A 16,815-nucleotide genomic window follows, 5' to 3' on the forward strand; every position below is an offset into this window, starting at 1 on the left:
GACGTTCCCCTCACGGAGTTGCAGCGTCAGCTGCTCAGCCTACTCGGCGTCCCGGAAGATGCCTTTCGCCCGCCAGACTAGCGACGAAATTCGCGCCAAATTGTGTCCTCGACGTGCGGAATGTAAGTCTTGCCACCACCCGATCCTGGCCACCCATTCTCTTCGTCAAATACTACTTTGGCGCACCGCAGGCGCGGCTGCGGCCCTTTGTCGGCGTCGGTGTCAATTACACGTGGTATTCGAATACTCAACTCAATTCGACTTTCGCCTCAGCATTGCGGCAAGTCGCGGGACCGGGCGGCCAGGCAAAGGCTTCGCTGAGCCCGTCATGGAATCCGGCGTTCAATGTGGGGGCGTCCTATAACATCAGCAAGAACTGGTATGCAACCGCATCCGTGACCTATCTGTCCTTGAAGACGAATGCGACAGTCTCGGCCGTTGCCGCCAATGGCCACGCCGTGCTGACCAACAAGACGCGCATCACGGCTAATCCGGTAATCACCTTTGTCGGGATTGGATACCGGTTTTAGCGGATGAGGGAAATGTATAGCCTCACGCGTTCGCGCGTTCTGGCCTTAAGCATGAATATCGCAAGCACCGTCGCGAGCTCCACATGACAAAACTGCCCGGATACGGTCCGGGCAGTCCTCAGGGATCCAACTCAGATGTCGGCGTAGTCGATACCGGTCAGCACACCCAGATGAGCAACGGTGGAGAAATGCGATTCCTGCTTCGTATCGATGTCCAGCTCGCGCACGTTGCCGCCCAGATCGGTCACAAATGCGCGGCGCCCCCGTGAGTCCAGAGACACGCCAATCCCCTCTTTCAGCTCGCGGGCGAGCACCTGGCGATCAACCAGTCCGGACGCGGTGATTCTTGCGCGATTCAGTGTATTTCCGTCATGCGTATCGTCGCCACGATCCGTCCAGTACAGCATGGTGTCGCGTTGATCGATATCGAGATCGATCGGCTCGGGCAGATCGGCCAGCAAACATTCGACGTCCGGGCGCCGATCGGGTGTCGCACCAGGCGGCAGCTCAATGCCCGCCCTGAAGATGCGGCCCTCTCCGGCATCCGGTGGTCCCTTTTGCGTCCAGTAGACATGCCCGTTTGCCTTATCCAATACGATGCCTACGCAATGGCGGGTCGCGTCGCCCGTATCCTCGGGGAAATTCCCGGTGCGGACGAGTTCCGTCACCTCCGTGCCGTCCAGCCGCGCGCGCATGACTCGCATGCCTTCGCGATCGCACCAATACAGGTGACCGCCCTCCGTGTCCAGCACGAGTTCCTTGGGCGTTCCGGCCATACCGGAAGGCACCAGCACGCGATGCTCGCTTCCGTCGAGCTTCGCGCTTTCGATCGTGCCGTCGTTCGGGGGAACTGCGCCGGAAGCCGGATCGCCGTCGACCAGATGGATGCCGGTTCCCATGTTGGTCCAGTAGACCACCTGGTTTTCAGCATCGACCTTGATGCCGTCGGGCGTGCGCGTAAGGTTCGCGATAACGACCTCGTGCGAACCGTCCGGTGATAGAGCGATGATCGCCGGTGGACGTGCCTGCAGGACATACAGCGTACCGCCATTCTTCGTAGTCACAGTAAGTACCCTCCATCAGGTTTCTATAACCGTCGTCGTACTGGCGGAGTCGATCCGTCGACCCGCCGCTGCTGAACCGATCCCGACAGACTACTTTAGGTTGTGCGAGAACTTCGTGAACGTTTGTCACTTCGAGCGAAGTGGATAGTCGCATGGTCGTCGCCCCAAAGCTGGCCCCTTTCGCTTTGGAGGATTTCAAGCAGCCGGCAAATAAACCCAAAAATCAAAACAATACAGTAACAAAAACTGGCTTGAGCTAGATACGATAGTGGAAAAAGCTGCCTTTCGGCCATAACACGGGTCCTTAGCAACGGGCCTCCATTCCCTTTCCAAACAAGCCCTCAACACCTCCTATGCCACGCCCGATCGTTGCACAGATTCATCCCGAAGCAGTCAGCCACAATCTCTCCCTCGTCAAGCAGCGGGCGCCTCGATCACGGGTTTGGGCCGTAGTCAAAGCCAACGCCTACGGACACGGAATCGATCGCGTTTTCCCGGCACTCGTGAAGGCCGACGGTATCGCGCTGCTCGATCTCGACGAAGCGGTCCGCGTGCGTGAGTTGGGTTGGACCAAACCGATTCTGCTTCTGGAAGGTGTTTTCAGGCCAGGCGACGTGCAAATCGCTCAGCGGTTCGATCTCTCCATGGCCGTGCATTGCGGCGAGCAACTCGACCTGTTGCGCCTGTCGTCGTCAAGCGAACGCGTCAACGTGCATCTGAAGATGAACTCCGGCATGAATCGCCTTGGATTCCGGCCCGACGCGTACCGAGCCGCGTGGGAGCAGGCTAGATCGATTCCGGGCATTGCGGACATCACATTGATGAGCCATTTCGCGAATGCCGACGATGGCGACGTGGCATGGCAGATGGATCGCTTCGATGCGGTGACGCACGGCATACCGGGCCAACGAAGTCTCGCGAATTCAGCAGCCGTTCTGTGGCATCCCGCGGCGCATCGCGACTGGGTGCGACCGGGTGTCGTGCTCTACGGCGGCTCGCCTACCGGTCAGTCGCGCCACATTGACGACGTGGGCTTGCGTGCATCGATGACGCTCAAGAGCGAAGTGATCGGTGTGCAGTCATTGTCGGCGCAGGAAACAGTCGGTTATGGCCGTGCTTTCGCCGCGAATCGCGACATGCGCATTGGCGTGGTCGCATGTGGGTATGCGGACGGCTATCCCCGGCACGCGTCGACGGGTACGCCAATCGCTATCGACGGCGTCATGACGCAAGTAGTAGGCCGTGTTTCGATGGACATGCTCACCGTCGACCTGTCGCCGTGCCCGCATGCGCAGATCGGTTCAACAGTCGAGCTATGGGGCGACCAAGTCAAGATCGATGACGTCGCTCACGCTTCGGGGACGATCGGGTACGAACTGATGTGCGCCTTAGCAAAACGGGTGCCAGTAGAAGTCGTCTGACATTTTGTGTTTACGTAATAATCGCGAGGCGCGTACTATTCGATCCACTAACCATTAAAAATGCGTAGGTCATGGCTTTCAGCGAACCAAGGTCTCCATTTTTCAAGTGGGTGGTGTCCTCCGCTCAAAACCTGAGCGCTGACAACCGGCAAATATTGCTTGCCAACCTGTTCACTCGAACCGCATCGATTGTATTTGCGTCGATCTGCGAAATCAGTGTCTGCGCGACCGCCTACTATCTGTATCCAAGGGCTCTTTACGCTTGGTGGGGCAGCGCGGTGGTCGCGCTGCTGATTACGCGTCTCACGTTGATCTGGGTGTGCTGCCGGCGCAGCGCCCGCAATCTGCCAACCCCCACCTCGGCCTTTCTCTTTGCGAGCCTTCTCTGGGCCGCCTTATTCGGCTTTGGCACCTTTTTGTGCAATACCAGCGGAAATCAGACGCTTTTTCTGCTTGGCAACGTTTGCGCGGTGGGCGTGATCGGCGGATTAGCGGGACGCAACGCAGGCATCCCTCGGCTGGTGCTTCTCCAGATTTTGTTCATTCTTGGGCTATTGGGTTGGGGGGCGGCGCTTTCTCCCGGCTCCGGCAAGCTCGTGCTGCTGTTTCAGGCACCGTTTTGCGCGGCGGGTTTCTTTACCGTGGCATTGCGCAGCAATCGCGACACCGTTGCGTTACTGTTGGCGCGCGAAAACAGTCATCGGCTCGCTCATCAGGACAGTCTCACTGGACTGCCCAACCGTGCTCGCATTACCGAACTTCTGCTGGAGCGCACCGCGGCAGGCTCGTTAAGGCAGGATCATCGTTTCGCGGTGCTACTGATCGACCTCGATGGCTTCAAGGCGATCAATGACAGCCTGGGCCATGCCGCCGGCGATCAGATCCTTCAGGAGGCCGCGATTCGATTGCGCCAAGTGCTGCCGGACGGCGACCTGGTCGGACGCCTGGCCGGTGACGAGTTCGTCGCCATTACCGACGGCACGGCGTTGATCCGCGACGTCAATTTGCTGGCAGGCTGCATCGTCAAAACGCTGGCGCGTCCTTTCGTACTCAGCGAGGCGTTGGTGCATATCGGCGCGAGCGTGGGCGTCTCGCTCTATCCGGAGCACGCAAAGACCGGGCCGCAATTGCTGATCTGCGCGGACCGCGCGTTGTACGCAGTCAAACGCAGTGGCAAAAGCGCCTTTGCTATCTTCGATGCCGTCAGGCACGCATCCGACGAAAGTTTGAGCCTCCTTCGAAGCGATCTGGAAGGCGCGATGCAGTCTTACAGTGATTTGCGCATGGAGTACCAGGCGATTGTCGATCTCGGCGACGACACGATTTCCGGCCGCGAGGCACTGCTTCGCTGGACGCATCCGACTCGCGGCGAGCTTTCTCCCTCCGCATTCATTCCCACCGCCGAACGTACGGGCCTCATCCTCGCACTCGGCGAATGGGCCTTGCTGCAAGCATGCACGGAAGCTGCCACCTGGCGTGATGCAGTGAGCGTCGCCGTGAATGTTTCGCCGGTGCAATTGCGCGAGGAATCGTTCGCGTCGGCGGTCGCGGCGATTCTTCGCAAGACGGGGTTGCCGCCGGCGCGTCTGAATATCGAAGTCACGGAAACGGTGTTGTTGAGCGACGATGTCGTCACCCGGCACAACGTCGAGAAGCTTCGCGCGTTGGGAATCGGCCTTGCACTCGACGACTTCGGCACGGGGTTTTCAACCATGTCGACGCTCGTTCGCTTCTCGTTCGACAAGCTCAAGATCGACAGTTCGTTCGTGAGGGAGTCCGTGCATCGGCGCGAATCCGCGGCCGTGGTTCGCGGGATTGTGGCTTTGGCACGGGAAATTGGCATACCGACCACGGCGGAAGGCATCGAGACGCAGGAACAACTGAATTTTGTGCGCGTCTGCGGATGCACGCATGCTCAGGGTTTTCTTCTGGGCAAGCCGGTCCGGGGTGAGGAGATCCCGCACCTCGAGCACTTGCTCATGTCCGCTAACGCGCGTTCGTGATTCGATACCGAGGTAGACATGGAACCCACATGGCAATTCCAGCTAAGGATCGCCGTCTCACCCGAACTTGCAAGCGATCTGCGTGCAAACCCGGAAGGTGCTTCGCATGCCGCGCTTCGTGATGTGCTACGCCGGCACAACGCGACCTTGAAGTGTCAGTTCGACGCTTTCGCCGACTACGTGAGCGAAGCGGAAAAGCAGGGCCCGGAAAACTATCCGCTTTATCAATGGACCCGGCAGACGATCGAGAACCCGGAGAAGAAAGCGAAGTACTTGCGCTCGTTCACTGTCTATGTGAATGGCGACGAGATATACGGCAAGGAAATCGCCGACGTGATGGAAGCCGAACTACAGACGCTGGTGAGTGACGACGGCATTGAAAGCGTCGCCAGGTTCGATACCAATCCGGCGAATAACCCGCAGCCGCCCAAGCGCTAGCGGTGACACGTAGTCCACCTGCTTTCAATTACGACACTCGCGCGTAACAAACTGTAATTATCTTCTTGGCACCGCTTGCGCGTGAGCGTGGCGGTTGTCGACGCGCGATCGCGTCCGTCATTCATTACCACGGAGATACTCATGCCGACTTCGGCATTCCGGCTTCTTGCGCTCATCGGCGTTGTTGCGGCGACAGCGCTGCTCGGCGCGTGCGGCGACGGCCTATCGTCCGCCTCGCCGACGCCCGCTACGTCGGCCAAGGCGGCATGCGGCAACGCCACCGTCGCCAATGCGCGCATGAGTTGCCCGCCGGGTTTCGTCCCGCCCGCTTCCTGAGATCAGAATTCAAATTAGGTCCATCGCATGGTCACCAAAACGCGTCGAGATTTTCTGAAGATGTCCGCCGGATTGGCGGGCGCGACAGCCGCCACCACCCTGTTTCCCGAATCGATTCGCAAGGCGTTGGCAATCGAGCCGAGTTCGGTGACAGGGACGATCCAGGACGTGCAGCACATTGTTGTCTTCATGCAGGAGAACCGCTCGTTCGATCACTATCTCGGTCACCTGAGCGGCGTGCGCGGTTATAACGACCGTTTCCCCGTGACGTTGCCGAGCGGCCAGCCGGTGTGGTTCCAGCCGCGCCAGGAGGATCCGACGAAGGTGATCGCGCCGTTCCGCTACGACACGAGCAATCCGAACGTCAACGCGCAATGCATCGGCGGCCTGCCGCACACGCGGGCCACCACGCACGGTGCGATCGACAGCGGCCGTGCCGACAAGTGGGCAGTGCAGAAGAGCAATATGACGATGGGCTATCACGTGCGCGAGGACATTCCGTTCCATTACGCGCTCGCCGATGCCTTCACCGTGTGCGATAACTACTTCTGTTCGATCCCGGGCAACACGCATCCAAACCGCATGTATCTGATGACCGGGATGGTCGACCCGCTCGCCACGGGTGGCGGCCCGCTGCTCGACAATACCGACTTCATCGACAACCAGTTCGACAGCATCAAGCTGAAGCCCTTCAACTGGACCACGTATCCCGAGCGGCTCGAGACGGCCGGCATCTCGTGGCAGATCTACCAGCAGGGCACCGGCTTCGACAATTTCAGCGGCAACTACGGCACGAACATGCTGGCCTCGTTCCAGAACTTCGTGAATGCTCCGGCCGGATCATCGCTGCAAAACCGGGGGATGAGTACGCGCACGCTGACGCAGTTGAAGGCCGACGTGCAGGCCAATGCATTGCCGCAAGTGTCGTGGCTGCTGCCGCCCGCCGCGTATTCGGAGCATCCGAAGTTCACACCGCTCTACGGCGCCAATTACATCTCGACGATCCTCGATGCGCTGACCTCGAATCCCGACGTGTGGAGCAAGACGGTCCTGTTCATCATGTACGACGAGAACGACGGTTTCTTCGATCACGTGGTGCCGCCGCAAGCCCCCACGTTGCCGGGCTCGGGCATGAGCACCGTGGACATCTCGCTTGAACGCCATAACGTCGTGACCGCGACGCAAGCCGGCACTTATACCGCCGACAACCTGCCGTACGGCCTCGGCCCGCGCGTGCCGATGACCGTGGTGTCGCCTTGGTCGAAGGGCGGCTTCGTCTGCTCGCAGGTATTCGATCACACGTCGGTGCTGCAATTCATCGAAAAGCGTTTCGGCGTAGTCGAAACCAATATCTCGCCTTGGCGCCGTGCGATTTGCGGCGACCTGACTTCGGCGCTCGACTTTTCGAAGTCTGACTCGACCGTGCCGTCGCTGCCGAGTACGCAAACCTATGTCGCACAGGCCGATATGCAATGCGCGCGTTCCACGGCGCAGGCCGCGCCGGCCAGCACTGCCCAGCAGTTGGTGGCGGCGCAGGAGGCGGGCACGCGGCCCGCGCGTGCGCTGCCGTATGAACTGCATGTGAACGGGCAGTTGCAGTCGCAAGGATATGCGCTGACGTTTGCGAACACCGGCACGCAGGGGGCGCATTTCTGGGTGTACACGGGCGACCCGACTGCGATGCCGCGCCGCTACACCGTCGAGGCCGGCAAGCAGTTGACCGATACGTGGGCATTCGACGCGAACGGCAATTACATGGTGAACGTCTATGGTCCGAACGGCTATTTCCGACGCTTCGCGGGCTCGTCCACTGCGGATGCTGCCGCAAAGCCGGATGTGGTGACCTGTTACGACGTGGCCAACGGCAACGTCTATGTCACGCTATCCAACGCAGGGACTACACCGCTCACGGTCACCGCGGCCGACGTCGCCTATGGCCAGGCGCCGCTCATGTTGACGGTGCCGGCAGGGAAGAGCGTGGAGGCGCATTGGGACCTGTCATGCAGCAGTCAGTGGTATGACTTTCAATTGACGGTCGCGGGCAATGCGAGCTGGTTACGGCGCATTGCGGGTCATGTGGAAACGGGTCAAACCAGCATTACCGATCCGGCTGCAACCGCACCGGTGACGAAGGCGATTTAAACGTGCGGATTCGACGTTTCTTTCAATGTCATTTCGGCGTTGGTGCAAACTGGTAAATCAATTTTACATTTGGCGACAAGGCGCCGAGTTCGTGAGAGGATGGCAGTTCACTTTTTCTCGCGGAGGGCGAAATGGGACTCTTGGATGAAGTAGGCAAGATTGCTGGGGCAGTAGCTGCCGTTGAAGCTGCAGAAAAAGTCGATCCGGAAGCAGGCCTGCTAACGAAGGGCGTTGCCGCGATTGCGGGCTTCGAAGGCGCCGGTGCGTTGGAGTCGCTGGTCGAGAAGAAAGACGGCGAGAAGCAGGTCGAAGCCGACAATGCTCAAGCCACAGACGATACGAATCCGCAGACGTGATTTTTGCGCGGTGAACGGGCCAGTCCTTCGCAGGACTGGCCCGTTTTTTATGGTGCGCCGGGACCGAAGCCTGCCGCAACGCGACCATGGAAACCGGTTGGCGGATGCCGGATAGCAGCGTGATATTCCTGATCTTTGCCACCCATTGCGTGGTCCTCGTTAGCAAATTGAATTTGAGGACGATTCTTTGACCATCTCTGCATTACGCCGGAGCTTGACCCTTGGGTTGCCCATGCTCCTTAGCCTTGGCGCTACAACCACACTGGCCGCAAATACATCCCCGTTGGCCGACATCGAACGCCGCAATGGCGGACGCCTTGGTGTCTTCGCTATCGATACCGGTTCAGGCCGAACCCTGGCGCATCGCGCCGACGAGCGCTTTCTGATGTGCAGCACCTTCAAGGGACTGCTCGCCGCGCAGGCGCTATCGCGCGTGGATGCCGGCAAGGAGGATCTTGCCCGTCTTGTGTCATACACCGAGAAAGACCTTATCTTTACGTCGCCTGTGACGAAGGCTCACGTCGCAGAAGGCGCGATGTCGGTCGGCGCTTTGTGCCAGGCTATCGTCGAAGTGAGCGACAACACGGCGGCCATATTGTTGATGAGAAGCGCGGGTGGTCCCGCCGGTCTGACTCAATTCGTTCGCGGTCTCGGCGATACGGTGACGCGCTCCGATCGGTACGAACCCGAGTCGAACAAATATAGCGGTGTGCTCGATACCACTACGCCTCGATCGATCACGAAGTCGGCGAGCAAAATTCTTCTGGGGAACGCTCTGAGTCCCCAATCGCGTGCGCAGCTGGAAAACTGGATGATCGCCAGCAAGCCGGGTTTGAACCGGCTCCGCGCAGCGCTACCGCCAGACTGGAAAGCGGGTGACAGACCCGGCACAAGCGTGGAAGAAGAAACCAACGATTACGCAATCGTGCGCCCACCGGGACGTGCTCCGCTTTTAATCGCAGCCTATTACGATGCGCCCGCGCTTGGCATGCCCGCTCGGGAGGCCGTCTTGCGGGAAGTCGGTGCTGTATTCGTGAAGTGGGCAGCGGATCGGACATGATGAGCGTTGGCCAGCGCAACCCGCGGATTGTTTTTGGCCCGATTGTGATGGCTCGGGATCCCGACTGATCTGCTCCCGCGCTAACGAGGTTTGCTTCGCACACTCTTCCTCGCGGTCGCGGCGCGCGGCGCATCTTTTGCCGGCAAGGCGCCGCCACCGTTCATCTGCTCCATCCACGACAAGGCGTCGACGTATGACAGGAACTGCTGGAGATACCCGGGCGACAGCTCGCGCATCAGCGAGAGCGACCGATGCACAAGGCTGCTCGAGTTGAGCGGACCGGCATTACCCGGCGCTTTCTTGAGCGACTGCCGTAACTGTTTCTCGGACCGGACCTTGGACCAGGTCTCCCTGAAGTAATCGAGCACCTCCAGTTCAGGATAAGAGGGGCGTCGGTGCGCGGCGTGACCCGCTGCGGGGCCGTTTCCGTCTTGCTGCGCATGGCTGGCGATGTAGTCGATCAGTTCGGCCAGCGCGCCGTGAGCGGGTTTGCTTGATGATGCCGCCGTGCCCGTGCCCGTGCCAATGCCGGTGCCAATGCCGGTGCCAGTGCCAGTTTCAGTTTCAGTGCCGGTGTGAGTGCCAATGCCAGCATCAGCGCCCTCGAATGCCGCGCGCTCGAGATCGCCCGCATAAGCCTCGATCAGTTTGGACAGCCTCTCGTCCAGCAGACGCCTCGCCTCGCCGCTGTGGCTGGCTGCCCGCCGATCCAGCGCCTCGATGAAATGAAAGCGGATGGGATCCAGACGATCGGCGCCGCGCTCGCGCCATGCATCGAGCGTTGTCCGGGCGCCGCTTGTCACACCGCTAGCGCCACTGTTCTCACGAGTCACACTACGCACGGGGCTTCACCGTTGCGGTCGAAGGCCTCGGGACCGGCGCGATTTCCACTCGCCGGTTTTTGGCCCGGCCCTGGTCGTCGGCATTCGAGCTGACGGGCTGCTGAGAACCGAACGCGGCCGCAAATACGGACGAAGAGGGAACGCCTTCATCGATCAACGCACGGGTCACCGTCAACGCGCGCTGGGCCGACAGCTCCCAGTTGTCGGCAAAGCGGCGGTTCGCCTCCCGCACTTGCCGGTCATCGGTAAAGCCGCTCACCATCAGGATCTGGTCATTGGCCCGGAGGTAGGCGGACAGCGGCCCCGCCAGGCTCTTCAGGACGTCCCGGCCTTCGGGCTGCAATTGATCGGAGTTCAGCGCGAACAACACGCTGCCGTTGATGCCGATGCGCCCGTTGACCAGCGTCACCCGGCCCGCTGCCAGCGGGCCTGCCAGCGCCTGTTCCAGGGTCTTGCGGCGCTGCGTTTCCAACTGACGCTGCTTGACCTCTTGCTCAAGCCTGGTCGAGAGTTCCAGCTGCACGCCGATGACGCTCACCAGGATCAGCACGAAGGCGCCCAGCAGCACAGACATCAGGTCGCCGAAGACGGGCCAGATGGGCGCAGTGGTCTCCACGCCGCCGTCGATTTCCTCGCTCATGCCGCTTCGGCTCCAACGGTCGCCCGCTTGCCCGCGAGGTGCTGCAGGTCTTCGACGATCTGCTTCTGCGACATCATGCTCAGGTCGATGACTTCTCGCGCCTGGGCCACGTAATAGGCCAACTGCTCGTCACTGCGCGCGAGGGACTTGTCCAGCGCGGCTTCGATACGCTGCAGGTGCGCGACCAGCGTGGTGTTCGACTCGCCGAACAACTGCACGGCCGCGCCGAATGCTTCGCCCAGGCTCGCCACTTCGACGGCGCTGCCGGTGACCTGCGCGGCCACCGCGCCCAGCTTGCCGGTCTCGAGTTCGACCTTATCGGTGAAACGGGTGCCGACACGATCCAGGAGATCCGCCGACGTGGCGACCAGCGCGTCGACGGCCGAGCGCTGCTCGGTGGAGGCATGGTTCACGGCATCGAGCAGGGTTTCCAGCGTTGCCAGCAGGCGGCTACGCTCTTCCAGCATCGCGGTATCGCGGACCATGCTGTCGGAGAGCTTCTGACGCAATTCGGCGACGACTTCCGCCGCGGCCTTGGGGGCCTCCGACGCGGCTTGCACGAGTTGGGCGATCTCGGCGATCGTGCTGCTCGCGTGCGCCTGTGTCTGGGCCGAGATGTCCCGTGCCGTTTGTGCCAGCGTGTCGCAGATCTCCTGCTGCCGGCCTGCGGTGTGCGCGCCGACCTGCTCCCATTCCTTGCTCAACGTGGAGGCCATCGAACCGAGCGTCTCGGTCCAGGCCGCCAGCCGCTGCTGGTCCCGCGCGGCGAGTTCTGCCTGCAGGTCTGCTGCGGCCTTGGGGGCTTCCGCCGCCGCTTGTACGAGCCGGTCGATCTCAGCGATCGTGTTGCTCGCGTGCGCCTGCGTCTGAGCGGAGATGTCGCGCACGCTTTGCGCCAGCGTGTCGCAGATCTCCTGCTGCCGGCCTGCGGTGTGCGCGCCGACCTGCTCCCATTCCTTGCTCAACGTAGCGGCCATGGAACCGAGCGCCGCGGTCCACGCTTCCAGCCGTTGCTGGTCCCGCGCGGCGAGTTCCGCCTGCAGGTCTGCCGCGGCCTTGGGAGCTTCCGCCGCCGCTTGTACGAGCCGGTCGATCTCGGCGATCGTGTTGCTCGCGTGCGCCTGCGTCTGAGCGGAGATGTCGCGCGCGGTTTGCGCCAGCGTGTCGCAGATTTCCTGCTGGCGGCTTGCAGTGTGCGCGCCGACCTGCTCCCATTCCTTGCTCAACGTGGAGGCCATCGAACCGAGCGTCTCGGTCCAGATCGCCAATCGTTGCTGGTCTCGCGAGGCCAATTCCGTCTGCAAGTCCGTATGCGATTGGCCCACGGTGCGTAGCAGAGACGCCGAGTGCTGCTCGAAGGTCGCAGCGGCGGCAGCCAGAGCTTGCTGATTGTGGCCCGCCAGCTTCTCGCTGACTTGTTCTTGCCGTGACAGCGCCTCGTTCCATGCCGCCGACACGCTGCCAGCCGTTGCGTCGAGGCGCGCTGAGACGCCATCCAGCAGGCCGGCTGAGCGTTGCTCGAAGGTCTCGGTGAATCGATCCAGCGACGTGCCCAGATGCTGGGTGAGCGCCTCGCTCGATCGCTGCTGCCCCTCCAGAGCTTTGTTCCAGATGTCCGCGACGGTGGTGGTGGTTGCCTCGAAACCGGTTGAGAGTCTGTCCAACTGCCGCTGCACGGCGTGCGTGACGGTGTCGTGCAGCGAGGCCGTCTCGCGTGCGAGACCCGCCATCGTGGCCTCCATGACCGGCTGCAGCGCAGCGCTGGCGGCGCGGGTGCTTTCGGCGACGCTCTCCTTCAACGACCGCTCCACAGAGGCAGCAAGGCGCGTGTAGGCGGCCTCGGCCTTGCCGTGGAAGGCGTCCTGGCTGGCGATCTGCCGTTCGTTCAAGGCGAGGCTCTGTTGCTCGATGGCCGCCATCATCGCCTGCAGACGATCGACGAGTGTAGGCATCACCTCGGCCTGCCGCTGCAGGAGCTTGAAGCTTTCCTCGCGCTGATGGGTCTGCGAGTAGATGCGCAAGGTCGTCGCGATCTTCACGTCGAGCATCTGCGCGGCATGGATCCGCTCGCGCCGGCACAACGCGGAAAGCAGCCCCAGCATCGCGGATGTGGCGACGCCCGCAATCGAAGTGCCGAACGCGAAGCCCAGCCCCTTAACCGGTGCGGCGAGCGAATCGCGGATAGCCTGCAGGTCCGTCGCGCTTTCTAGCGCCATGCCGGTGCCTCGCAGGGTCGCCACCATGCCGAGGAGCGTGCCGAGCATGCCCAGCAACACGAGCAAGCCGACCAGATACGGCGTCAGCGCCGGGCCCGGCAGGGCCACACGCTCACCCTCGACGCGCAGACGCACCGCATTGCGCAGGCTGGGATGCAGCGGCTCAAGCCAGGCGCCCAGGCTGGGCTGCGGCGCGGACAGGCCCGCGACCGCACGCGCCAACGTGGAAGTGGCCTGGCCGTAGTGCTGCAGTTCGAGCGCGCCCGCCAGGTAGCAAACGCCGATCAACATTGTGACAGCCAATGCCAGCGCGTTCGAGCCGACGTAGCCGACACCGATCCAGCACACTGCGGCCAGACCTACCAGAAAAACAACGAGATTGAGATATCTGGACATAGTGTCCCAGTTAGCGGGTGCGAAGGGCCGCGAGCAACCCTTCGACCGGTTGTAAACGAACATCCAGTTCGGCAAGCAACACGCTCTGCATATCCTTGCGGAACGCGTCCAGCCAGGCGCCGGGCGTGACTGCTGTGGCGGGTTTGCCCGTTACGGCGTCCGCCGAGGCTTCGGCGTCGGCCAGCGTCTGTTGCTCCGCCTGGCGCAAACGCTCGAAGTGCCCTGCGAGCAAGCCGGGCACTGCGGCCAGCAGACTCCGCTCGCGCTCGCTGAGCGCTCGCTCCATCACGGCGTCCACCACCGCGAGTCGGGCCATGGCGGGCGTTTTGGCGGCCAACATGGCCCGCAGGCGGCCGCGCAGATTGCCGATGCCCGTCTCCATCGTCTGTTGCATGGAGAGATAGCGCTGACGAAAAACCGCGTAATCGACCGGCGCATCCACGGGGGCGCCTTGAGCGAGCGCTTGCGCCGCGGACCCGCGACGCCTCGCGGCGGCAAACACGCTATCGCCGACGATGGCATTCGCCAACGACGCGCGCACGCGGGCGCACTCGCTCTCTTCAGCGTCGCCGAAGGTGCGCGCACCGGCGGCGACGGCAGGCGGAGCGTTGTTCAGCGCCGAGGACAACGCGATCGCGTCGGTCCAGCCGAGCCATTGGCTTAGCCGGTCCGAGAGCGATTGGCTGGATTCGGGAACATCGACGTCCGTCAGGCGAGCAAGTAAGCGAATGAGCGTCGGGCCACTGAAAGCTGTGCGCTGTGGGGCTTGCACCATACCACCAGAGTCAAAAAAGTCAGCAGTTTACACGCCGACGGGGCGGGGGATGCAGCCCCTTAATGAATCGGGCTGCCGGGCGCGGCATTTCAGCGTGGACGACAGGGCACTCGCGATGCCAGGATTTTGGGTGCAGCCGCTCCCGAAAGGGGCACCACGGCATCGGGACATCCGGGTGGCGAGACCACGATTACGATGAACTACTATCATGCGCCGGGGGCGGACCAGACCCCGACGCAGAACTATGAGTTGTTCGAAACGATTGAGTTGAAGAAGAAACGGCGAGGGTGAGCTCGACTATTTCACTTGTCGTGACTTGAAGCCCGGCAGTGTCCGGGCGTCGGGGCTCCACGCAAGGTGAACACCCTGCTCGACGGCTGCCTTGAACTGCGATTCGCTCGTCCACATCGGAATGCGTGTGCGATAGAAATCCGCCCACTGAAATTCGGCGAAGGGTTCCGGCGTCTTTATATAGCCCCCTGCGTCGCGCACGAACGCGGCGAGGCTGCGGAACGGGTCGTCGGTGAGGGCGGAGACCTCATCGGGAATCGCGGAAATGGCTCGCAGGATGCCGCGTTCATCGACGGGATGCACCCAGCGTTTTTCAATCACGGTGTCCCAGAACTTCACGTCTGACAGCCGCGACAGGTCCGCCACGACCTCGGCGAATGCCTTCTTGATGTCACCATCCCACAACGCGCGCGCGAGGTGGTGGTGGTCGATGACGTAGTGCCTGTCACCCTTGCCAATGACGGTTGGAATCGGCGCGCTTTTCAGGAAGTCTTTCAAAGACTTTGCATCCATGGCCAAAAGGCGCTTTCGTTTTGCATTGACTTCCAGCATGCCCACCGTTGCCTGCAGCGGGCGTAGTTGTTCAATGTCGATACTCGTTATCGTTGCCATAGGGTGACCCTCCTTATCCGGGACCATTCTACCGCTGCCCGTGCGGTGGATCGTTGCAAACGCACCCATGGAGATGTGATGGGCGCCTCCGTCGGCAATAGATATGTGGCGTGGCGCACAGCTTGAGGACATCGGTCTGTCGATCATCCCACTTCGCCACGGCCCAGGCTGGACTCCCTTATTCAGAAGCGGTAGGCTATGAGTGCTGGTGACTCTGTTTGGCTACGCTGGTCTTAAACGACAACATGGAGCCTGCACATGGACGTGAGCACGGAAACGCTGGTGGAACTGCTGCGGGAAGTGGAAGCTGACGACCCGATCGACTACGCGGACCTTCCATTTGGTGAGCAGGAACTCAGGCGGCTTGTCATGAGTTCACTTGTCGAGCGTCACCACCTGGTCGAAGCAGGCAACATGTCGATCTCCGACATCCACGCGCTGTATCTGCTTAGCACCGCCAAGCTTGTTCTCGAGAACACGGTGCTTCACGCGAGACTGCTTCTGCTCCAGGGGCAGCAGGTCGACGTACGATCACTGTTGGCTCCGTTCACCCTCAAAGGCAAACCTTAAAGACCGGTAGGTGGCTCTGCCAGTGGCAGCGCATCGGCGCCGGCCTGAGCAGACCACTGCGGCGTGCCTGAAATTGTTTACGAATGACCGGATCAGAGCCGTACGCGCATCACTTTTCAAGTTCCGCAAACAGCCAATCCTGGAAGCTACGCAGCTTCGGCAATTCGGCGCGAGACTTCAGCAGGTTCAGCGTATAGCCGTGCACCGGGAGTCCTTCGAAGCCGAACGGCGCCACTAGCCGGCCCGTTTCCAGTTCGCGTTGCGCCAGAAGCAGGCTTTCGAGGCAGACGCCCAAGCCGTCGACCGCCGCGCTGATCGCCATGAACGATCGATCGAAACGCGGACCGCGTCCGATATCGAGCCGCGTCTTGCGATAGAGACGCATCCAGTCTCTCCACCCCACCAGACACCCCTCGCTATGAATCAGCGCATGGTGCTGTAAATCTGCGACGCTGCGCAGCGGATGTTCCCCCGCCATCAGTGCGGGCGAGCACAGCGGCACGATCGTCTCGGATGGCAACTCGAGCACCATCGTGCCGGCCGGTTGCAGCTTTCTCGGACCGTAACGGATATCGATATCCACCGCTTCCGAGATCAGATTTGTCGCCTCTGACGACGCATTCAACCGCACGTCGATATCCGGATGCGCCGCGCTAAAACGCGCGATGCGCGGCATCAGCCATTGAGTCGCAAAGCTGGGCGTGCAATGGATCGTGAGGATGTCGCTCTTGGCGGCGCGCCCGATCTCGCGGGTGGCTGAGTCGATCCGCGCGAACGCCGCGGTGATTTCCTCAGCGTATTGCCTCCCATAGTCCGTCAGGATCACCGTGCGGTGCAGCCGATGGAACAGACGAATGCTCAATTGCTCTTCCAACAGCTTGATCTGATGGCTGACGGCCGAGGGCGTGACGAACAGTTCGTCTGCTGCGAGCGCGAACGACGAGAGCCGCGCTGCGGCCTCGAATGCCTGTATCGACTTGAAGGTGACCCGATTGTGCATAGCAGCATCAAGGTGAATTGATTTCATCCATTGGCCCATATTAATTCGTTTGAGCGCGTGTGAGCGCGGGATTACGCTTGAGTCACTGGGATCGGCATCACAGCGGCCCCTGCAAAGAGACCC

General features: G+C 61.5%; 16 protein-coding genes. 9 read left to right on the plus strand and 7 right to left on the minus strand.

The genetic code is table 11. The annotated features are described in order from the left end of the window. Positions 1 to 113 precede the first annotated feature (113 nt). Positions 114 to 530 (plus strand): OmpW/AlkL family protein, encoded by a 417-nt coding sequence (locus GNZ13_RS46390; protein ID WP_407945707.1) that lies wholly within the window; start codon positions 114 to 116, stop codon positions 528 to 530. A 131-nt stretch (positions 531 to 661) separates the two neighbouring features. Here GNZ13_RS46390 and GNZ13_RS46395 read toward each other — a convergent pair whose 3' ends face one another. Next, positions 662 to 1,594, minus strand: a complete 933-nt coding sequence (locus tag GNZ13_RS46395; protein WP_172177660.1) for an SMP-30/gluconolactonase/LRE family protein — start codon at positions 1,592 to 1,594, stop codon at positions 662 to 664. Positions 1,595 to 1,947: 353 nt separating this feature from the next. Between GNZ13_RS46395 and alr the strand changes: the two genes are divergently transcribed. The 7 genes from alr (at position 1,948) to bla (ending at position 9,350) form a co-directional block, all read left to right on the plus strand. After that, a complete protein-coding gene (gene alr / locus GNZ13_RS46400; protein ID WP_172177662.1) occupies positions 1,948 to 3,015 on the plus strand; it encodes an alanine racemase in 1,068 nt (355 codons plus the stop codon). A 71-nt stretch (positions 3,016 to 3,086) separates the two neighbouring features. Next, positions 3,087 to 5,018, plus strand: a complete 1,932-nt coding sequence (locus GNZ13_RS46405; protein ID WP_172177664.1) for a putative bifunctional diguanylate cyclase/phosphodiesterase — start codon at positions 3,087 to 3,089, stop codon at positions 5,016 to 5,018. 18 nt (positions 5,019 to 5,036) lie between these two features. Further along, on the plus strand, positions 5,037 to 5,456 hold the full coding sequence (locus tag GNZ13_RS46410) for a hypothetical protein (protein WP_172177666.1): 420 nt from the start codon (positions 5,037 to 5,039) through the stop codon (positions 5,454 to 5,456). A 141-nt stretch (positions 5,457 to 5,597) separates the two neighbouring features. Next, positions 5,598 to 5,792 (plus strand): hypothetical protein, encoded by a 195-nt coding sequence (locus GNZ13_RS46415; protein WP_172177668.1) that lies wholly within the window; start codon positions 5,598 to 5,600, stop codon positions 5,790 to 5,792. Between the two features lie 27 nt (positions 5,793 to 5,819). Next, positions 5,820 to 7,934: a phosphocholine-specific phospholipase C gene (locus GNZ13_RS46420; RefSeq protein WP_172177670.1), complete on the plus strand. Its 2,115-nt coding sequence runs from the start codon at positions 5,820 to 5,822 to the stop codon at positions 7,932 to 7,934. Between the two features lie 131 nt (positions 7,935 to 8,065). Further along, entirely contained in the window at positions 8,066 to 8,290 is a 225-nt protein-coding gene (locus tag GNZ13_RS46425; protein ID WP_172177672.1) for a hypothetical protein, read from the plus strand. A gap of 232 nt (positions 8,291 to 8,522) precedes the next feature. Then, positions 8,523 to 9,350, plus strand: coding sequence for a class A beta-lactamase (gene bla, locus GNZ13_RS46430; protein WP_236002488.1), 828 nt, complete (start codon positions 8,523 to 8,525; stop codon positions 9,348 to 9,350). A gap of 80 nt (positions 9,351 to 9,430) precedes the next feature. On the opposite strand, the gene GNZ13_RS46435 is transcribed toward bla, so the two are convergent. The 5 genes from GNZ13_RS46435 to GNZ13_RS46455 all read right to left on the minus strand — a co-directional run bounded on the left by GNZ13_RS46435 (position 9,431) and on the right by GNZ13_RS46455 (position 15,269). Continuing rightward, positions 9,431 to 10,192 (minus strand): DUF2894 domain-containing protein, encoded by a 762-nt coding sequence (locus tag GNZ13_RS46435; RefSeq protein WP_328807402.1) that lies wholly within the window; start codon positions 10,190 to 10,192, stop codon positions 9,431 to 9,433. Next, the gene (locus tag GNZ13_RS46440) at positions 10,185 to 10,832 is read right to left on the minus strand and encodes an OmpA family protein (protein ID WP_172177676.1); all 648 of its coding nucleotides are present in this window, start codon (positions 10,830 to 10,832) and stop codon (positions 10,185 to 10,187) included. The genes GNZ13_RS46435 and GNZ13_RS46440 overlap by 8 nt, the downstream gene beginning before the upstream one ends. After that, positions 10,829 to 13,444, minus strand: coding sequence for a DUF802 domain-containing protein (locus GNZ13_RS46445; RefSeq protein WP_172177678.1), 2,616 nt, complete (start codon positions 13,442 to 13,444; stop codon positions 10,829 to 10,831). The genes GNZ13_RS46440 and GNZ13_RS46445 overlap by 4 nt, the downstream gene beginning before the upstream one ends. A gap of 10 nt (positions 13,445 to 13,454) precedes the next feature. Then, the gene (locus tag GNZ13_RS46450; protein ID WP_172177680.1) at positions 13,455 to 14,219 is read right to left on the minus strand and encodes a DUF3348 domain-containing protein; all 765 of its coding nucleotides are present in this window, start codon (positions 14,217 to 14,219) and stop codon (positions 13,455 to 13,457) included. Between the two features lie 297 nt (positions 14,220 to 14,516). After that, the gene (locus GNZ13_RS46455; protein ID WP_172177682.1) at positions 14,517 to 15,269 is read right to left on the minus strand and encodes a ParB-like protein; all 753 of its coding nucleotides are present in this window, start codon (positions 15,267 to 15,269) and stop codon (positions 14,517 to 14,519) included. A gap of 111 nt (positions 15,270 to 15,380) precedes the next feature. Between GNZ13_RS46455 and GNZ13_RS46460 the strand changes: the two genes are divergently transcribed. Further along, positions 15,381 to 15,692: a hypothetical protein gene (locus GNZ13_RS46460; protein WP_172177684.1), complete on the plus strand. Its 312-nt coding sequence runs from the start codon at positions 15,381 to 15,383 to the stop codon at positions 15,690 to 15,692. 109 nt (positions 15,693 to 15,801) lie between these two features. Here the strand turns inward: GNZ13_RS46460 and gcvA are convergent, their stop codons facing one another. Then, positions 15,802 to 16,719: a transcriptional regulator GcvA gene (gene gcvA / locus GNZ13_RS46465; protein WP_236002490.1), complete on the minus strand. Its 918-nt coding sequence runs from the start codon at positions 16,717 to 16,719 to the stop codon at positions 15,802 to 15,804. Positions 16,720 to 16,815: the final 96 nt, after the last annotated feature.

The sequence above is a fragment of the Paraburkholderia elongata genome, from assembly GCF_013177735.1.
Lineage (GTDB): Bacteria > Pseudomonadota > Gammaproteobacteria > Burkholderiales > Burkholderiaceae > Paraburkholderia > Paraburkholderia elongata.